The 16,863-nt window shown below is 73.5% G+C and carries 17 protein-coding genes and 1 riboswitch; of the genes, 4 read left to right on the top strand and 13 right to left on the bottom strand.

Annotated elements, in window-relative coordinates; translation table 11 throughout:
- Window positions 1-6: 6 nt before the first annotated feature.
- Window positions 7-474, bottom strand: a complete 468-nt coding sequence (locus H958_RS0104175) for a hypothetical protein (protein WP_028057738.1) — start codon at window positions 472-474, stop codon at window positions 7-9.
- A 297-nt stretch (window positions 475-771) separates the two neighbouring features.
- On the opposite strand from H958_RS0104175, the gene H958_RS0104170 reads away from it, so the two are divergent.
- The 3 genes from H958_RS0104170 to H958_RS47320 all read left to right on the top strand — a co-directional run bounded on the left by H958_RS0104170 (window position 772) and on the right by H958_RS47320 (window position 2,312).
- Window positions 772-1,092, top strand: coding sequence for an STAS domain-containing protein (locus tag H958_RS0104170; protein ID WP_028057737.1), 321 nt, complete (start codon window positions 772-774; stop codon window positions 1,090-1,092).
- A 114-nt stretch (window positions 1,093-1,206) separates the two neighbouring features.
- A complete protein-coding gene (locus H958_RS47325) occupies window positions 1,207-1,863 on the top strand; it encodes a hypothetical protein (RefSeq protein WP_196807199.1) in 657 nt (218 codons plus the stop codon).
- A 113-nt stretch (window positions 1,864-1,976) separates the two neighbouring features.
- Entirely contained in the window at window positions 1,977-2,312 is a 336-nt protein-coding gene (locus H958_RS47320) for a response regulator (RefSeq protein ID WP_028057735.1), read from the top strand.
- Window positions 2,313-2,328: 16 nt separating this feature from the next.
- Here the strand turns inward: H958_RS47320 and H958_RS0104155 are convergent, their stop codons facing one another.
- The 8 genes from H958_RS0104155 to H958_RS47310 all read right to left on the bottom strand — a co-directional run bounded on the left by H958_RS0104155 (window position 2,329) and on the right by H958_RS47310 (window position 10,384).
- Entirely contained in the window at window positions 2,329-3,276 is a 948-nt protein-coding gene (locus H958_RS0104155) for a sensor histidine kinase (protein ID WP_028057734.1), read from the bottom strand.
- Window positions 3,277-3,377: 101 nt separating this feature from the next.
- Entirely contained in the window at window positions 3,378-3,719 is a 342-nt protein-coding gene (locus tag H958_RS34880) for an STAS domain-containing protein (protein ID WP_196807198.1), read from the bottom strand.
- A gap of 145 nt (window positions 3,720-3,864) precedes the next feature.
- The gene (locus tag H958_RS34875) at window positions 3,865-4,659 is read right to left on the bottom strand and encodes a sigma-70 family RNA polymerase sigma factor (protein WP_051323798.1); all 795 of its coding nucleotides are present in this window, start codon (window positions 4,657-4,659) and stop codon (window positions 3,865-3,867) included.
- 122 nt (window positions 4,660-4,781) lie between these two features.
- Window positions 4,782-5,123 (bottom strand): STAS domain-containing protein, encoded by a 342-nt coding sequence (locus tag H958_RS34870; protein WP_051323797.1) that lies wholly within the window; start codon window positions 5,121-5,123, stop codon window positions 4,782-4,784.
- A 762-nt stretch (window positions 5,124-5,885) separates the two neighbouring features.
- Window positions 5,886-7,349: a hypothetical protein gene (locus H958_RS0104130; RefSeq protein WP_028057732.1), complete on the bottom strand. Its 1,464-nt coding sequence runs from the start codon at window positions 7,347-7,349 to the stop codon at window positions 5,886-5,888.
- A 513-nt stretch (window positions 7,350-7,862) separates the two neighbouring features.
- Window positions 7,863-8,729: a hypothetical protein gene (locus H958_RS47315; protein WP_196807196.1), complete on the bottom strand. Its 867-nt coding sequence runs from the start codon at window positions 8,727-8,729 to the stop codon at window positions 7,863-7,865.
- Between the two features lie 232 nt (window positions 8,730-8,961).
- Entirely contained in the window at window positions 8,962-9,987 is a 1,026-nt protein-coding gene (locus tag H958_RS34860) for a glycoside hydrolase family 16 protein (protein ID WP_196807195.1), read from the bottom strand.
- 67 nt (window positions 9,988-10,054) lie between these two features.
- Window positions 10,055-10,186: riboswitch (cyclic di-AMP (ydaO/yuaA leader) on the bottom strand.
- Window positions 10,187-10,198: 12 nt separating this feature from the next.
- Window positions 10,199-10,384: a hypothetical protein gene (locus tag H958_RS47310; protein ID WP_196807194.1), complete on the bottom strand. Its 186-nt coding sequence runs from the start codon at window positions 10,382-10,384 to the stop codon at window positions 10,199-10,201.
- On the opposite strand from H958_RS47310, the gene H958_RS0104105 reads away from it, so the two are divergent.
- Complete coding sequence (locus tag H958_RS0104105; protein ID WP_255325410.1) at window positions 10,298-10,945, top strand: fumarylacetoacetate hydrolase family protein; 648 nt, start codon at window positions 10,298-10,300, stop codon at window positions 10,943-10,945. The two genes, H958_RS47310 and H958_RS0104105, sit on opposite strands and share 87 nt — an antisense overlap.
- Window positions 10,946-11,223: 278 nt before the next feature.
- On the opposite strand, the gene H958_RS0104100 is transcribed toward H958_RS0104105, so the two are convergent.
- Genes H958_RS0104100 through fdh form a run of 4 tightly spaced genes read right to left on the bottom strand, consistent with a single transcriptional unit; the run spans window position 11,224 to window position 16,665 of the window.
- The gene (locus H958_RS0104100) at window positions 11,224-11,502 is read right to left on the bottom strand and encodes a hypothetical protein (RefSeq protein WP_028057728.1); all 279 of its coding nucleotides are present in this window, start codon (window positions 11,500-11,502) and stop codon (window positions 11,224-11,226) included.
- Window positions 11,499-12,539: a polysulfide reductase NrfD family protein gene (locus H958_RS34855; RefSeq protein WP_156027671.1), complete on the bottom strand. Its 1,041-nt coding sequence runs from the start codon at window positions 12,537-12,539 to the stop codon at window positions 11,499-11,501. The genes H958_RS0104100 and H958_RS34855 overlap by 4 nt, the downstream gene beginning before the upstream one ends.
- Window positions 12,536-13,441, bottom strand: a complete 906-nt coding sequence (locus H958_RS0104090) for a 4Fe-4S dicluster domain-containing protein (RefSeq protein WP_051323795.1) — start codon at window positions 13,439-13,441, stop codon at window positions 12,536-12,538. The genes H958_RS34855 and H958_RS0104090 overlap by 4 nt, the downstream gene beginning before the upstream one ends.
- Window positions 13,441-16,665: a formate dehydrogenase gene (gene fdh, locus H958_RS0104085; RefSeq protein ID WP_255325406.1), complete on the bottom strand. Its 3,225-nt coding sequence runs from the start codon at window positions 16,663-16,665 to the stop codon at window positions 13,441-13,443. The genes H958_RS0104090 and fdh overlap by 1 nt, the downstream gene beginning before the upstream one ends.
- Window positions 16,666-16,863: the final 198 nt, after the last annotated feature.

Raw genomic sequence — 16,863 nt, 5'->3', positions numbered from 1 at the left:
GGCCGTTCACGCTCCCGTCGCGCTGAGGCGCTGCGACTCTTCGCTATCCGCTGGGAACGGGACCTTCGGCGGCGCGGTCGGGGCGCGGTCCCGGCCGATCGCGACCAGCTCGCTCACCAGCCCCAGCAGCGCGTCGTCCCCCCGCGATCCGGCGGCAGCGCCCGCCCAGCACAGCAGACGCTCTCCCAGCATGTGCGCGCCGCGGCCGGCGACGAGGCGGCGCCGACGCCACTGCCAGGGCCGCACACGGACGCCGCGCTCGACCGCCCACGCCGCGCAGCGAGCCGCACGCAGACGCCGTACCTCGCGGTCCGCACAGCTGCCTACGACCTCCGCGGCGTACGGGATCAGCTGCTGACGGCGCTCGGCGTCCACGCGGTCGTTGTACGTTCGCAGGGCGCTCGCGATCACCGGGCACACGGCGCGCGGGTGATCGCTGAATGGCTCGCCGGCGAGCACCGACGCGAGCTCCATCACACACATGCCGCGATCCGGCGAGGAGTGTCCTCCCCGCTCCAGCCGAACCGTCTGATGCGAAATCACCACGGGAACCTCCCTCGCGGTTTGAAGCCTTCGACGATCTTGTGCCCGCCCACACGCTGCTCGGAACCGCAACGCGCACCAACACGATCGCTACGCGGCAGGCGGCCGCCACCAACGGGCCGACCGGGGACGCGGTCGGCGCGCGCTTCGATCGAGACGTGGTTTATCCGCCCTGGCCGGGGGGAAGGTGCCGGTCACGTGGAGGATGCGACGCCGGTACCGCCCGCCATGACGGTCGATGCGATCGGCGGTACCCTGCTCATCGTGCTCAGCGGCGCCCTCGACGCGCCGCACTGCCGAAAGTTCGACGAGTGCCTGGTCCAGGCGGCGCGCAGCAGCCGCGCCGTCGTGGTCGATCTCACGGCCGTTGAGACGATGCGCGCCCGCGCCGTCGAGTCACTCGTCGCCGCCCGCTCGCGCCTCGGCGGCCGGCTGCGCGTCATCGCGCCGCGCGGCAGCGCGGCGAACGCGGCGCTCCGGCGAGCAGGCGTTGCGCACACCTTCGCGCTGCACGCCTCGCGGCCGTACGCCCTCGCCGCCACCAGTTGAGCCGCGTGCCGGCACCTGCCTCACGGTCATCCTGCTGACGCACGCGTTAGCCCCCCGGGGTCCGGGAATTCTCGCTCGCTGCGGCGTCAGCCTGCGCGCCGCCGCGGACGACGGATGTTCATCGACCGCTCTCTGACATGCCGACCTCGGATGCCCGGAGCCCGAATCTACTGTCTGCGCCGGCCGCCCGCGGCACGGCACATCGACGCGGGTGAGCCGGCCGAGATGCGAGTCCAATCAGCCGACGACCGATTGTCCCTGCTCGGGAGTCTCGACCTCCAGCGCGGTGGTCGCGTGGTCGCGCGCTTGCAGTGGCGCACGCAGCCGCGTACCGCGGTGGGCTGGTACCTGGAGCGCCCGAGACGCCCGGCCCGGCGGCTGGACGTCGACTCGGGGATCGACGCCCTCGCCCAGGACGCCGTCTCAGACCCGGACACCTGGAACGCGCGCGCCGACGCCGTGGCCCTCTTGAGCACGGCGCTCGCCCTCGACGCGGCAGACCGGGCGCTGCGCGGCGGCCTTGCACCGCCACCGTCGCGGCCACTGGAGTCCGGGCGTTACGAGTTGCACGTCACAGGATTGGACGCGGCGACGTCGGCCCCCGCGTTTCCCGACGCGGCAAGTGTCGCGGCCGGGGATACCAACGTGCTCGCCGGCACGTTCGACGACCGAGCGCTGACCGCGGCGATTCGCCGGGTGAACCTGCTCGGCGGTCGTGTGCTGGCGATGTTTCGCGCCGCCCCTGCGGGCGAGTGCAACCCGCGGACGTGACCAACCGCGATCAGAACTGCGCCCGCGACGCGTCGGTTCGAACGCGACGAACCCGCTTGTTGCGGTCGTCCGTTTGCTCCATTTGCCCCTGTGCGGGAGTATCTTCTTCACCAGTGGCGGCGACTGTGGTCATCGTGGACGACGACGCTGAGTTCCGGCGGCTCGCGCGGCTGCTGCTGCGCCGCTGCGGCCTGGATGTCGCCGGCGAGGCGGGCGACGTCGCCGAGGGGCAGCGCGCGTGCGCGCGCCTTCGCCCGGACGCCGCGCTGATCGACATCAACCTGCCGGACGGCTACGGCCCCGCGCTGGCGGCGGAGCTGCTCGGCACCATGCCCGAGCTGCGGGTGCTCCTCACGTCGGCCGACACCGTGGTCCGGCCGGGAGGGGGCATGGCGTTCGTCCCCAAGGCGAAGCTCGCCGACGCCGATCTCGCGGAGCTCTTGAGCTGAGCCGTCGCGGCCGACGCTAGAGGCGCATCCGCAGGTAGACGTGCGTACCGGACCGGTCGGCGGCGACCTCGACGATGTCGCAGAAGTGGTGGGCGAGCCACAGCCCGCGGCCTTCGTGCACGCCGGAGTCGGGCGGGAGGTAGCCGAGCAGCGGATCGGGCAACCCGGGTCCGCCGTCGTGGACGTGGCAGACCAGCGCATCATGGCGAAGGTAGATCCACATGCAGCGCGGCGCCTGTCCGTGGACGAGCGCGTTGGTCGCCACCTCACTGACGGCGACCAGCATGTCCTCGATCGTCGCGCGAGACAGCCCGGCGGCACCGGCGTACTCGCCCGCGAGCCGCCGCGCGACCGGGATGTCCTCGAGCCGCTCGAGCTCCTGCACGGGCGCGCCCGGCGGTGCGGCTTCGACGCGCTCTCGCCCGCGGATGAAGTCGCGCGGGTCCAGGAACGCGTCGCTGCGCCGCGGACCCGTCGCGTCGAGCACCTCGGGATGCGTGCGCAGCGCATCCTCGACGACGGCGTCGGGAAGCAGGTGGGCGTCATACGGACACAGCACCGAGGCGGCGAAGCGCTGGTAGACGACGTTCGACGCAGCCTCGTAGCGCAAATACGCACGCGTGTCGGCCGGCGCGCGCGTCGCCAGCGCCTGCTCGGCCACCACCCGCACCCGGCCTCGGCCCGGGGCCGCGTGCCGCCGGAGGTACTCGACCACGGCCGTCAGCATCGGCCCGGGGCGAGCGTAGAGCTCCCCCGCGTCGGCGAACTCGACCATCTCCCGGTCCTCGCCCAGCTCCTCGCGCAGCCACGCCGCCTTCTCTCGCGTCAACGCGGCCAGGACCCGCTCGCCGCGATCCACGCCCTCGCGAACGAACGCGCCGACGCCCGCCGCGAAGCGATCCGCGTCGTCATACACGAGCGCCCAGTGCCGTGGGTGCATGCCGTCGTGCGGGCGGGCGCTCATCCGCCGCGCTCCATCTCCATCGCGATGGCACTACCCGGCACCGTGGAGCGCAGGCATGAGCGAGCCCGCGTTCTGACTCGCTGCGGCGAGTACGGGCAGGCTCAGCCCGCGACCGCAGACGCGCGGTCGCGGTGCAAGACGAACGACGGCGCGACTCCGGCGACCTCGAACACGCGCATGACAGGCCCCGGCGGACAAACCACCGCGAAGCGGGCACCGCGGGCCGTGGCGGCGCTCCGGCCGTCGAGTAACACCCGGAGGCCTGTGGAATCCATGAACTCGACGCGACTGAGGTCGACGCAGATCGCGACCGCGCCGGCCGCGAAGGCGCGGTCGATCGCACCTCGGACCTCCGTCGCGGTCGCGATGTCGATCTCGCCCGCCGCGGCGACGACCAGCCACTCCGCAGCCGTGAGCGTCTCCACCTCGACTGGGCTCGCCACGTCCCGTGCCGGCTCAGATACCCAGAGGACCATGCGGCAACCGTACTCGGCAGCGGGCGGAGCGCCTGCCCCACCGTGCGGACTTCGAGCCCGAATGGGCACGGTACCCGTTCGGCGCCGGCGCGCGCGCTGACCGCCGCGGCGCTCATGCCGCCAGGTGAGCCGGGTGTGCGGTGCCTGTCTGGTCGTGGAGCTTCTCGAGCGCGCGTCTGAGGATGCGCGAGACCTGCATCTGGGAGACGCCGAGCGCCGCGGCGATCTCGCGTTGGAGCAGGTCGTCGTGGAAGCGAAGGCGGACGACGGTCCGTTCGGTGTCGGAGAGGCGCTCGAGGAGGCATTGAAGCCAGAGCGCGTCGTCGACGCGGGCGTAGCCGGTGTCGGTGGCGGCGGGGAGGCGCGGCAGTGGGTCGTCATCGCGGCGGCGGGGTGCGTCGATTCGCTCGGGATGATGGGCGCCGGCGCAGGCGAGCGCGTCGCAGACGTCTTCGACGGTGGAGTCGATCGCGGTGGCGATCTCCGCGGGCGTGGGGGCGCGGCCGAGCTCGTTCGTGAGCTGGGCGGTGGCGCGTTCGACGCGGACGGTGCGCTCTTGGAGCTCGCGTGGGACGCGGAGCGCCCAGCCGTGGTCGCGGAAGTAGCGCTTGAGCTCGCCGAGGATGGTGGGCGTGGCGAAGGAGGTGAAGGCGGTGCCGCGGTCGGGGTCGTAGCGGTCGACGGCCTTGATGAGCGCGAGTGCGGCGACCTGACTGAGGTCGTCGCGTTCGCCGTGCGCAGGATACGCGCGCGCGAGGTGCCGGGCGAGCGGCATGTAGCGCGCGACGAGCGCGTTGCGGGCCGCGACGTCGCCGTCACGCCGATAGCGACGGAACAGCCTCGCCTCCTCGATCGCGCGATGTGATGGTGGGACTGATCTCCTCGTGTTGATGTGTGCGGTGGACATCACACATCTGACGTCGCCCCACTTCGCGCGTCCCAAACCTCATGAACGGAGATCGCGCGCGAGGCCGTCGCCCGTGAAGAGGCCCGCGGAGCCGGCCGGCGCGCCGTCACGCGTTCTCTGGATCAGTCGCGGATGACGACGAAGTGCGTGGCGAGGCCCGACAGCTCGAGCAGACGGCGGACCGGCCCGGACCCGTCCTGGATGGTGAGCTGCCAGCTCTCCCGGCGAGCGTCGCGGTCGAGCTCCACGAGCAGGCAGAGGCCCGTGGAGTCCATGAACGTCAACCCGCGCAGATCGAGCACGATCCGGTCCCAGCCCGCCGACCGCAGCTCGCCCACCGCGCCGCGCACGTGCGCCACGGTGGCCACGTCCAGCTCGCCCTGGGCGACCACGAACGCGCGCTCCCGGTCAGGCCGTGTCTGAACGGCGAAACGGGAGTCTTCTTTGTCGGGCTGCTCACGCATGGGAGATCGGTGGAGTGGTCACGACCGCCCTGCGACCGGCCCTCACGAGAACCGGATCGCCAGACTGGCTCACATCACGCAACGGGGACCCTCGTGAGATACCCGCCGCAAACGCAGTCTATCCCTCGACGCCGGGGAAAGCAGGGGCTACGGAGCAATCCGGCCCGCCGCCACCCTCCTGTTCCGCTCCGGCGGCGACTCCCCACCGAGGTCTCATCGGCGCTCTGACCGCGAGCCCGCGCAACGGCGACCGAGATCGGACGGTGGGCATCGCGCGCACCGATTCGAGCCGGTGCGTGGTCGAGCGGCCCGAAACGCCCCCGAGCATCCGATCGCGCCCGGCCGGCCCAGCGTCCGAGCTCTCGGGCGACCACGACCTTTCGTCCCACGACGCAAGCCGGCGGAAACCGGGATGGGCCTTTGGCGCGTCTGGACGCGAGTAGGAACGCATGCATCCCGCGCCGCACGTCGCGCGCTGCCCGCGGCGACGTCCGTTCCGGTTGCTGCCGCGGCTGAAGACACTCGCGGACGATGTCTTCGTCCGGGCCGTCCTCGGCGAGGAGCTGCATGCCCGGCGCGCTCGCGGCGAGCCCGCCGACGGTGCCACGGACGTCTTGAGCTGCCTGCCGCGCGCCGAGCGCCTCGTTCGGATGCGGAGATCGTCGATGAGGTCCTCCCGCTCCTGATGGCCAGTCAGACCCCGCAGCTCTGGCCGCGAGTCCGCGGATTCTCGGCTCGCGCGGTCTCCGTGCCGGTGGTCGTTCAGCGCGGCTCGTCGAGCCGGTCATCGGGACGCGCAGCCGTCTTCGTGCCGGCTGCGCCGGCCGCGGCCCTGGCAAGCTCAGCCGGGGGCGCGTCCCAGCCGCCGGCGGCGCCGGCCAGGGGCCGTTCCGGCGGAGCCGCGGCCGGTGGCGACGGCACCGCGCTCGACGCGGCTTCGGCCGGGGCGTGCGCGCCGGCGGACGGCGTGGCGCTCGCCGCGGTCTCGGCCGGGGCGTGCGCGCCGGCGGACGGCGTGGCGCTCGCCGCGGTCTCGGCCGGTGCGGGCCGCGCGGCGTGTACGGCGCCCGATGCGGCGTCGGGCGGGCCCGGGTAGCCGGGGACGCCCCAGAACGCTGCGGGCTCGGGTACGAACGCCGCACCGGCGAGCGCCCTCGCTCGCGGGGCGGGATCGGTGCGACCGCGGCGGCCGCGAGCGCGGAGCGTCGCCAGTCCGGCGGCGAGCAGGCCGAGGAACGCCACGAGCGCGAGCGCGATCCACCGCGCGTCGGCGCCTTCCTCCGCGGGCCGCCGGAACGGCGGCGGCGACGGCTGGACGACCGCCGCTTGTCTCCCACGGGGCGGAGCGACGCGGGCGATCCCTCCGGCCAGTCCCGCCTCCGCGCTCGCGACCGTCTCTCGCGCCGTCTCGAAGTCCAGCGCCGACCCGGCGCTCGCCGCGCTCGCAAGCGCCGAATAGGCGCCCGCCACGTCAGAGAGCTCGCCGAGCAGCGGCTCGCCCGCGCGCCCCGCGACCGGGCGCAGCGATTCCGCCGCGGCGAGGTGCGCGCTCGCCAGCCGGCGTGCCAGCCGAGCCTGGTCCGCGCCGGTCGCGGCCCGCGCGAGTGCGGCACGGTCGCGGACCCGCGCACGGTCCAGCGCCGCGAGCACGCGTGGAAGCCTGAGCCGGAGCGCGAGGTCACGCGCCGGGAGCAACGCCGCGGTGCCGCGCAGCGACACCGACCGGATCGAGGACGCGCAATCCGCCATCGCGCCCGCCTCCCACGGCGGCGAGGTGCAGGCGACGGCGAGCACGCCCGCGCCGGTCGGCAGGACCGTCACGTCCAGCACGTCCCGGTCGGGAGCCAGCAAGCCGGCGTAGCGCCAGGCGCGGTAGCCGGCCAGCCGCGTCGGGCGCGGCCCCTGACGGACGTCGCGTACGAGCCTTCGCAGCGCGCGGGGGATGAGCGAGGCATCGCCGGCCGGCGCGACGGTCACGATCACGCGGTCGGGCAGGGCCGGCCACGGAGCCATCGCGGCCGTCCGTGCAGCCGGCACGCCGGCCAGCCCCGTGCCGTCCGGCGCGACGCTCCGCCATTCGCGGGGCACGACGAGCGTCGCCACGCCGGCGCGCACCACGCGATCGCCGGCCGGCGCCGCGCGCTCCCGGGAGACCGCGGCGCGGCCCGCCAGCACGCCTGCTGCGACCGTGATCGCCAGCGCGACCGCCCACATCGCCCCGAGCACCGCCGGCCTCCACCGGCGAGCGTGCCGCCCGGCCGCCGTTCCCGTCACGCCGTCACCCTGAGGAGTCGAACCCACCCGAGGAGTCGAACCCCGGCGCCGGCGTCGGCGTGGCAGCCGGCGGCCGCTGCACGTCGGCGGGCGGGGAGGCGGCCGGCGTCGATGCGGGCCCGGTCTTCGCCCGGCCGTCGCTCGAGGACGACCTCGGAGCGGGCGACGGCGACGACGCAACGCTCGGCGCCTGCGGCGCGGGGCTCGTCGCGCCCGCTTGCACGCTCGAGGCTCCGAGCGGGCCGGGCAGGGCCGGTAGGGCGGCGACGCTCCTCAGCGGTCGCGCAACGGCGGGGCGCGCACCCGATGGCCGCTGTTCCGGGCCGCTCGAGCGGTGCGGCTGCGGCGCGCCGCCGGCGCCGGACAACGCGATCGTGATCGCGAACGCCGCGGCGAACCCGATCGCCGGAGCCAGCACGAGCGCCGGGCGAATCGCGATGCCCGGCCCGTCGCGGCGAGGCCACGTCACGCCGCCGTGCATCGCACCGCCCGCTTCGACCCGGGCGCCAGACACCGATCCGATCGCCGCGGCGCCGCGTCGCGGCGGATCACGATCACGGTGAGCTTGCCGACGTAGCCGGGCTTGCTGACCGAGACTTCCAGCCGCGTCCCGGCGCGGAGCGGGCGCTCGAACGGACGCAGCCGCTGCATCCCTGCCGCGGCGGTGAAGCGGCGCACCGGACAATCGCGGCCGCGGCACAGCACGGTGACGCGCGCGCCGCGCGGCGACTTCACGCTCAACAGCGAGACGCGGGCGCCCGTCGCCGTCAGCACGCCCCGGATGCGGACGACCGGGAACGGCTCCAGCATCCGCGCACGCGGGGAAGGCCGCTTCGGCGCGCCCGCCGCGGGCGAGGTCGCGACCGGCGCCGCCGAATCGTCGAAGCTCGGCGCCGGGCTCGCCGTGGCCGTCGGCGCCGGCGTGCCCGTCGGCGTGGGCGTGGGCTTGGGCGTGGGTGCGGGAGTCGGCGTGGGCGTCGGGACCGGCGCGGGCGCGGCCGTGACCACGGCCGTCGGCTTCGAGCGCTTCTGGTCCGATCCGGCGCTGTTGCTCAGCTTGACCCGGACCCGCAGCACCGACCCCACGTCGGAAGACGTCACGCCATAGGCGGAGTCCGTGGCACCGGCGATCGCCGTGCAGGGGCCGGTGGGCGCCGGGCAGCGCAGCCACGTCCACGCGGCGGCGGGCGACGGGTCGCCGGTCCAGGTCCCGCTTGCGGTCAGGACGGCCCCCACCTCGGCGGTTCCGCTGACCACGGGTCCGGAGGTGACCAGCGGCGCGCTCGCGGCCCGAGCGCCACCGGGCAGCACCAGCGCCAGCCCGCTCAGCACGACTGCCCCGCCCGCAGCGCCAATCCGGCGCGCCGCTCGCCAACCACGGTCCATGTTCCCGGCGATCCTGCCCTTCCTGGAGGCATTGATCAACATCTCGGGCCGTTGGTGTCAGAAAGGAACACCGCGTCACGTGCCGTTCACGCCGTTCCGGGTCGGTTCCGCGCGCGACGTCGCGGCGGGACCGCCGCGCGCGACCGGGACGGCTCGCCCGGTCGCGCGCCGCGATCGCCTAGGCCGGTCGGTAGACCGCGACCCAGTCGACCTGCACGTTGCCCTCCGCGCTGTCGCTCGGAGCCGACTCGAGCGACGTCTCGGTCTGGAGCACCCAGTGCATCGGGGTGTTCGGGATGCGGCTGGTCGAGGTCCCGATGACGTTCCCGTCGAGGATGAACCGCGTGGCCGCGGGGCTCCACTCGAGCACCGCGGTGTGCCATGACGTGTACGTCGCCGGGGTGTCGAAGGCGTCCTGGTCGCCGCCGCCGCTGCCGCCCTGGCGGTGCATGAACGCCGAGATCGTGCCGTCGAGCTGGCCCTCGGGGAAGTCGATCTCGCCGTCACCCGGCCAGCTTCCGCTGTCCGGCCACAGCAGCCATGCCGTCTTGTATCCCGGGACGGGATCCGAGCGGAAGCGGACCGCGTAGCGTCCGTACAGCATCCCGTTGTGGGAGCTGGCGCCCGGGATCTTCGGATACGGGACGGCGACCATGTGCACGCCGTTCTCGGTGTGCAGATGCAGGTTCATGATGCCGTTGCCGATGCTGACGACCTTCGACGGCATGTACGTGCCGCGCTTGGAGGTGTCGGACGATCCGTCGGGGTAGTCGTCCCAGCGGCCGCCGACGGCGCCGGGGAAGCTGCCCAGCGGCACGTTGGTCTGGAAGTCGTCCGCGAACACCTGGTGCCAGCCGGGCACGTCACCGTTGGGCATCGCCTGCCCCGACGGCGCGCTCGGGCTCGCCCCCGGCGCCGGCGCCGGCGCCGGCGCAGCGCCCGGCGCCGCAGCCGGCGGGCTCGCGTGCGGCCTCGGGCGACGATGATGCTTGGACCCGTGGTTGTGGCTGCGCTTCTTGGAGCGGTGCTTGCGCTTGTGCTTGTGGTGGTGCTTGTGGTGGTGCGTCGTGCCGTGCCTGCGCTTGCTCTTCTCGTGATCCCCGGCGGCATCGGCGGGGGAGACGCGGGCAACGCCCACCGCGGCGAGCAGCAACGCGACCGCGAGCAGGGGGCGACAGCGGCGGACGAAGGCCTGGGGGGCCAATCGAGCCTCCTTCAGTTGGGGCCGACCACGGGCCCGTCGCGGACCCGCTCGGCTGAGCGATGTCGGTGCCTACGGGGTTAGCTGTCGGGCTCGCGCGGCAACACCGCGCTAGGCCGCGCTCCGGCGGCCATTCGCCCCCGGCCGCCGAAGCGGCCAATGGGTCCCCCGCTCCCCGTCGCAGGTGCGACGGAGACTCGGCGCGGGCAACCTATCAGGAGGGCGTGACGGAGTGTCGCGTCGCGGGAAGCGCCTCTGTCGCGTACACGGCGGGCATCATGCGAGCATGCGCGGCGCTCGCCTGAATCCAGCGATCCTCGACGCGCAGCTGGCCCTGTTCCGGCGGCTTCGCGAGGAGGCCGGCGACGCTGAGGTCCGGGTCGGGTGGAAGGTCGGACATGCCATCGCCGAGGTCGACGCGCTGAGCCCGGCGCTGCCCGCCGTCGGATGGATCTCGCCCCGAAGCGTGCTTCGCGACGGCGACACCTATCGCGTCGGCGCCGCGCGGGCCTTGCGCGCCGAGACGGAGGTCGTGATCGTGCTCGGACGGTCCATCGGCGCCGAGGCGGCGGACGACGCGATCCGCAGCGCCATCGCGGGCTTTCGCGTCGCCTTGGAGATCGTCGACGTCGCGCGGCCACCCGCGGACGGCCAGGCCATCATCAGAGGGAACCTGTTCCACCGGGCGGTGGTGATCGGCGAACCCCATCCCGGGCGAGGCTCGACCATCGGTTCCGCAACGCTCAGCGTCAACGGACGCGTGCACGAGGCCGACGAAGAGCCCCGCGACCCTGTGACCGTCGTCCGCGAGGTCGCGCGAGTTCTCAGTGCCTGCGGCGAGTGCCTCATCGCGGGTGACCGGATCCTGGCCGGCTCGGTCGTGCACGTGCCCGTGGCGGCAGGTGACGAGCTTCGCGCCGAGATCGACGGTCTCGGCAGCGCCGCGGCGCGCCTGGGCTAGAGCTCGGGTCGGACACCCGCCTCCCGCGTGACGCTGTCGCCCTCCGGGGAGGCGAGCGCCGCGGGGCCGCGCGTGTCGGGAGGACGCTCGCGTGCCGGCTGTCCTCGAGCTGGAGCGCCCACACGAGGTACGCCGCGAGGATCACCACGCCGAGCCCGAAGATGCCCGAGATCGTCTTCCACGCGCCCGTGGCCGACAGCTCATAGACACCGCTTGCCAACAGCCGCGCCGCTGCCGGCGCGAGCAGCGGCGAGCCCTGCAGCGGCGGGCACTCGATCTCAGCGTGGGATGTAACCACCGCTGAGCGGCGCGCCGGCGCGTTCGGAGAGCCAACGGTCGCCCTCGCGCCGGAAGCGGCCGAGCACGCGACCGTCCTGCGCGTCGTGAAGCGCGCCGCCGTCGCGCTCGCGCCGGACGACGATCGTGCGCCCGCCGCCGAGCGCTCCGGTCACGATCGCCTGCCAGCGCGCCTCGTCGGGCTCGACCGGACGCTGATCGTTGAGCGTCGTGACGAGCGCGTTGAGCGCGCGCGAGACCTCGACGTCGGTGGCGCTCATGCGCCTGGGCCGGCGTCGATCGCGGGCGATCCCGGCGGCGCCGGCCGCATCCCGGGACGCGCGCCGTCGTGCGCCGCCGGAGCGGGCTGGAGCGCGTGCGAGCGCGCGGCGCCGCGGCTCTCGCCGCGCTCGATGCGCGAGCGCTGCGGGCCCGTCGTGTCCTGCGGACGCGCGGCGGAGGAGGCCCCGCCGCGGAAGATCGCCCAGCGCTCCGCCACGGCGCCGGCGGACAGCAGCAGTCCCCCGGCGATCGCCGCACCCCGCGAACGGCCGCCGCGCAGCGCCACCACCGCGGCACCTCCGGCGGTCAGCGCCGTCGCCGCGCGGTCGAGCTGCTTGGGCATGCCCTCCTCGTAGGCGCCGGCGACGCCGCGCGAGCGGAGCCGGCGCCGCATGAGCCGATCGATGGCGACCTCCGCGACCGCCCCGCCGACGGCGAGCCGCCGTGCCGCCTGGGCCTCGCGCACGGGCGAGAGGACGGTCGCGGCGGCGCCGGCGCTGGCCGCCGCGCCGGCGGTGAACAGGAACGGCAGCTCCAGGCGCGCCTCGTGCCACACCGGCACCGCCGTGTTCGCCACCAGCGCCCCGGTGTACGAGCTGAGCGGGAGGCCGAGCAGCGCCGCGGCGACCTGGGCGGCGCGCCCCGGCGCTCCGAGGCCGACGAAGGCGTGCGCCGCGGCGGGCGCCGTGGCGGTCCCGAAGCCGGCGAGGATCCACGACCCGACGCTCATCGGCGACGTGACCTTGAACATGCGCAGCATATGCAGGAACCGCGCCGGCACGCCGAGGTCGGAGATCAGCAGCGCCGGGCTGACGATGCTGCCGGCCAGCGCCAGCGCCCACGCGCGTCGCGCGAGCGCGTGCTCGCCCCGCAGGTCCGAGAGCAGCCCCAGTCCGGCCGAGGCCCCCGCCAGTCCACCTGCGTAGAAGTAGGCGGGGATCTCGGGCGTCCAGACCGGCGGCTTGATGACCGGACGCCCGTAGGGCGAGCTGCCGTGCTCGCGCGCGGGCCGCGTGGCGCCGAGCTCCGGCCTCATCCACGCCTCCACAGCACCGCGGCGGCGAGCGCGCCGCCGAGCGCGGCGGCCGCCGCTCCCGCCGCAGCCCAGATGCCGCCGAGGTCGCGCACGGTGTCGACGGGGTCGGGCGGGAGGTGGTAGGTCTCGGGCTCGTCGAGCAGCAGGAAGAACGCGCCGAAGCCGCCCACTCCATCGTCCTCGTCCGCGCCGTAGAGCCGCGCCTCGTGCAGACCGGCGTCCTGGAGCGTGGCCAGGCGCGCCTCGGCGCGCCGGCGCAGGTCGCCGAGCTCGCCGAACTGGATCGAGTTCGTCGGACAGGCCTGTGCGCAGGCCGGCTCCTTGTCGTCCTTGAGGCGGTCGTAGCACAGCGTGCACTTCCACACGCGGCCGTCGTCCTCGCGCTGGTCGAGCACCCCGAACGGGCAGGCGGGGACGCAGTAGCCGCAGCCGTTGCACACGTCCTCCTGGACCACCACGGTGCCGAACTCCGTCCGGAACAGGGCGCCGGTCGGGCACACCTCCAGGCACGCGGCGTGCGTGCAGTGCTTGCACACGTCGGAGGCCATCAGCCAGCGCATGCCGTCGCCGTCCTGGTAGGTATGCAGCCCGGTCTCCTGCGCCAGCGACCCCAGCGCGGCGGTCTGCGCCAGCGTCGCGCCGTCCTCGCCGGGCGACAGGGGCTTGCGCTGTTCGATGAACGCAACATGGCGCCACGTGTCGGCGCCCAGGTCGATCGTGTTGTCGAGCGACTCGCCGGTGAAGCCCTGGGGCGAGGCGGGGATCTGGTTCCACTCCTTGCACGCCACCTCGCAGGCCTTGCAGCCGATGCAGACGCTGGTGTCGGTGAAGAAGCCCATGCGCGGGCGCGCCTCGTCGCCGTAGGCGGCCGGCCACACGCGCGTGCCGAGATCGAAGCCCATCAGCTCACGTCCCCTCCGCGGCTGTCGTGGCGGCTCTCGTAGCGGACCTGTCCGCGCCGCCGATAGTCCTCCACGAGTGCGCGCAGCTGCGCGCCGCGCGGCCGCCGGCCGGGCCGGATGTCGCACGTCGCCGACTTGTACTCGGAGATGTGGGTGTTGAGGTCGAGCACCTGCGACAGCAGCTCGTTGGCCGCGTCGCCGGTGACCAGGCCCTTGCGTCCCCAGTGATAGGGCAGCCCGACCTGGTGGATCTCACGGCCGTCGACGGCCAGCGGCCGCAGCCGGTCGGTCACCATCACGCGCGCCTCGATCGCCGAGCGCGCCGTGACGATCGTGGCCCAGCCGGCGTGGTCGAGACCACGCGCGGCGGCGAGCTCCGGGCTGACCTCGACGAACAGCTCCGGCTGCAGCTCGGCCAGATACGGCACCGAGCGCGACATGCCGCCCGCGGTGTGGTGCTCGGTGAGGCGGTAGGTCGTCAGCACGAACGGGAAGACGCCGGACTCGGGCGGGTGGTACGGGTTGTCGTCGTCGCGCAGCCGTTGCCGGGTCGGGTTCGCGTTGACCGGATAGAACGCGTTGGCGACGGGCGACTCGTGCGGCTCGTAGTGCGTCGGCAGCGGCCCGTCGACGAGGCCGCTCGGCGCGTACAGCCAGCCGAGGCCGTCGGGATGGGCGATGAACGGGGTGGTGCCGCGCAGCGCCTGCGCCCCCGTCGCCCCTTCCTCGGGGACGTAGTCGGGCGCCTTGTCGGGCGTGAAGTCCGGGTCGTCGCCGAGTGAGGTCCACTTGCCTTCGGCCGCGTCCCACCAGACGTAGCGCTTGCGTTCGGACCACGGCGTCCCATCGGGCCGCGCCGACGCGCGGTTGTAGAGGATCCGGCGGTTCGACGGCCACGCCCAGCCCCACTCGGGTGCGATCCAGTTCTGCTCGCCGTGCGGCCGCCGCCGTGCGGTCTGGTTGACGCCGTCGGCGTAGATGCCGGCATGCAGCCACGAGCCGCAGGTGGTCGAGCCGTCCTCCTCGAGCTCCTGGTACTTGCTCACGAACGATCCGTCGCTGTGGCGGCCGTTGACCTCCTGGAGCACGGCCTCGGCGTCGGGCTCGTCCTGCGGCCCCTGCGTCGGGTAGTCCCACGTCAGGGCCCGCAGGGGCCGGTCGCGCTCGAGCGTGGAGTCGGCGAGCCGGTCGCGGATGCGGCGGCCGAGGTGGTACGTGAACCACAGCTCCGAGCGGCAGTCCCCGGGCGGCTCGACCGCCTTGTGGTGCCACTGAAGCAGCCGCTGCGTGTTCGTGAAGGTGCCGTCCTTCTCGGTGTGGGCGGCGGCGGGCATGAAGAACACCTCGGTGCCGATGTCCTCGGGGCGCAGCGCGCCCGCTTCGATCTCGGGGCTGTCGTACCAGAAGGCGGCCGTCTCGACCTCGTTGAGGTCGCGGACGACGAGCCAATCGAGGCTGCGCAGCGCCTTGCGCACCAGCGTCGAGTTGGCGGACCCGACGACCGGGTTCTGACCCGCGCAGATGAAGCCGCGGCAGGCGCCGTCGACCATCCGCAGCAGCATCGCGTAGTGCGAGTGGTCGCCGTTGATCCGCGGCAGCCATGGGAAGCCGAAGCCGTTCGCGGCGGTCGCGGCGTCACCGAACCAGGCCTTCAGGAGCGAGACGGTGTAGGCCTTCAGATCGCCCCACACACCCGTCTTGGGACCGTTCTTGTCGACGAACTGGTCGAGGTCGCCGCCTGACATCGGATGCGGCATCGGGATGTAGCTCGGGAGGATGTCGTACAGCGTCGGGATGTCGGTCGAGCCCTGGATGTTCGCGTGCCCGCGCAGCGCGAGGATGCCGCCGCCGGGGCGCCCGATGTTGCCGAGCAGCAGCTGGATGATCGAGGCGGCGCGGATGATCTGCACGCCGGTCGTGTGCTGCGTCCAGCCGACCGCGTAGCAGAAGGCCGCCGTGCGCTCGGGGCCCGAGTTGCGGCAGAGCGCCTCCGCGACCTGCAGGAAGCGCTCGCGCGGGACGCCGCAGACGCGCTCGACGTACTCGGGCGTGTAGCGCGCGTAGTGGCGCTGGAGCACCTGGAAGACGCACATCGGGTGCTCGAGCTCCATGTCGAGCTCCGGCGGCTCGCCGCGCTCGAGCTCCATGCCGTGGGCGCCGTGGGCCTGATCGCCGGAGACGTCGGCGACCTGCTCGTGCTTGCCTGCCGCCAACTCGCCGGAGGTGCCGCGGTAGCCCCAGCTGTCGACCTCGTATGCGCCGTCGTCCTCGTTCCAGCCGGAGAAGAACCCGTTCAGCTGCTCGGTGTCACGGAACTCCTCCTTGAGGATCACCGGCGCGTTCGTGAAGTGCTGGACGTACTCGCGGAACTCCGAGCCCGTGCTGAGGATGTGGTTGATGACGCCGCCGAGGAATGCGATGTCGGAGCCCGTGCGCAGCGGTATGTGCACGTCGGCGATCGCGCTCGTGCGCGTGTACCGAGGGTCGATGTGGAAGACCTGCGCCCCGCGTTCCTTGGCCTCGACCACCCACTGGAAGCCCACCGGGTGCTGCTCGGCCATGTTGGAGCCCATGATCACGATGCAGTCGGAGTTCTGCAGGTCCTGCTGGAACGTGGTGGCACCGCCGCGCCCGAACGAGGTCCCCAGACCGGGGACCGTGGAGGAGTGTCATATGCGCGCCTGGTTCTCGATCGACACCGCGCCGGCCGCCGTGAAGAACTTCTTGATCAGGTAGTTCTCCTCGGTGTCGAGCGTCGCGCCGCCGAGAAAGGCCATACCGAGCGTGCGGTTCAAGGGCTGGCCCTGCGCGTTGGCCGCCTCCCACGTCTGCGCGCGCGTCTGCACGACGCGGTCGGCGATCATGTCCATGGCGCGCTCGAGGTCGAGCTCCTGCCACGCAGTCGCGTGCGGCGGCCGGTACTTGACCTTTTTCTCGCGCAGCGGGCTGTTGACCAGGTTCTCCGAGGCCGCCCCCTTCGGGCACAGCCGCCCGCGGCTGATCGGCGAGTCCGGATCGCCCTCGATCTGGACGACCTTCTCGTCCTTGACGTAGACCTTCTGGCCGCATCCCACCGCGCAGAACGGACAGACCGACTGCACCACGCGGTCGGCCGAGGCGGTCCGGGCCTTCAGTTCGCGCGAATGCCTCGACTGCGCAGCCGGCCCGAGGCCGAGCGGGTCGCGGCCGAACTGTCGCAGCAGTGCAGGCAGGCGCCGATTCACGGGCGCATGCCTATCCCCCGCGGGGCGGCTTCGAACCGCCGCTGTAAGTGCGCTTACAGCGACGCTCAGCGCTGGAGCAACTCCTCCACCTTGCCCTTGACCGCCTCCTTGATGATGCGGCCGCGGTGCGGATCGCCCGCCATGAGCCCTGCGCCAGCTGCCGGGCCTGCTCGATGCGGATGTGCGGCGCGTCGTCAC

Source organism: Candidatus Solirubrobacter pratensis (assembly GCF_000425945.1).
Lineage (GTDB): Bacteria > Actinomycetota > Thermoleophilia > Solirubrobacterales > Solirubrobacteraceae > Solirubrobacter > Solirubrobacter pratensis.
Note: the sequence above shows the minus strand (reverse complement) of the source record. Positions and strands in the feature narration are given on the sequence as shown.

Bases quoted from the DNA above. Each gene is read 5' to 3' on its own strand.
- H958_RS47325 (WP_196807199.1), top strand. From the start codon at position 1,207: ATGTTCATCGACCGCTCTCTGACATGCCGACCTCGGATGCCCGGAGCC.
- H958_RS47310 (WP_196807194.1), bottom strand. From the start codon at position 10,384: ATGTCCGACCTTCCACCCGACCCGGACCTCAGCGTCGCCGGCCTCCTC.
- H958_RS0104155 (WP_028057734.1), bottom strand. From the start codon at position 3,276: ATGAGCGCCCGCCCGCACGACGGCATGCACCCACGGCACTGGGCGCTC.
- H958_RS34870 (WP_051323797.1), bottom strand. From the start codon at position 5,123: ATGCGTGAGCAGCCCGACAAAGAAGACTCCCGTTTCGCCGTTCAGACA.
- H958_RS0104100 (WP_028057728.1), bottom strand. From the start codon at position 11,502: ATGAGCGCCACCGACGTCGAGGTCTCGCGCGCGCTCAACGCGCTCGTC.
- H958_RS34875 (WP_051323798.1), bottom strand. From the start codon at position 4,659: ATGTCCACCGCACACATCAACACGAGGAGATCAGTCCCACCATCACAT.
- H958_RS0104175 (WP_028057738.1), bottom strand. From the start codon at position 474: ATGGAGCTCGCGTCGGTGCTCGCCGGCGAGCCATTCAGCGATCACCCG.
- H958_RS0104170 (WP_028057737.1), top strand. From the start codon at position 772: ATGACGGTCGATGCGATCGGCGGTACCCTGCTCATCGTGCTCAGCGGC.
- H958_RS34855 (WP_156027671.1), bottom strand. From the start codon at position 12,539: ATGAGGCCGGAGCTCGGCGCCACGCGGCCCGCGCGCGAGCACGGCAGC.
- H958_RS0104090 (WP_051323795.1), bottom strand. From the start codon at position 13,441: ATGGGCTTCGATCTCGGCACGCGCGTGTGGCCGGCCGCCTACGGCGAC.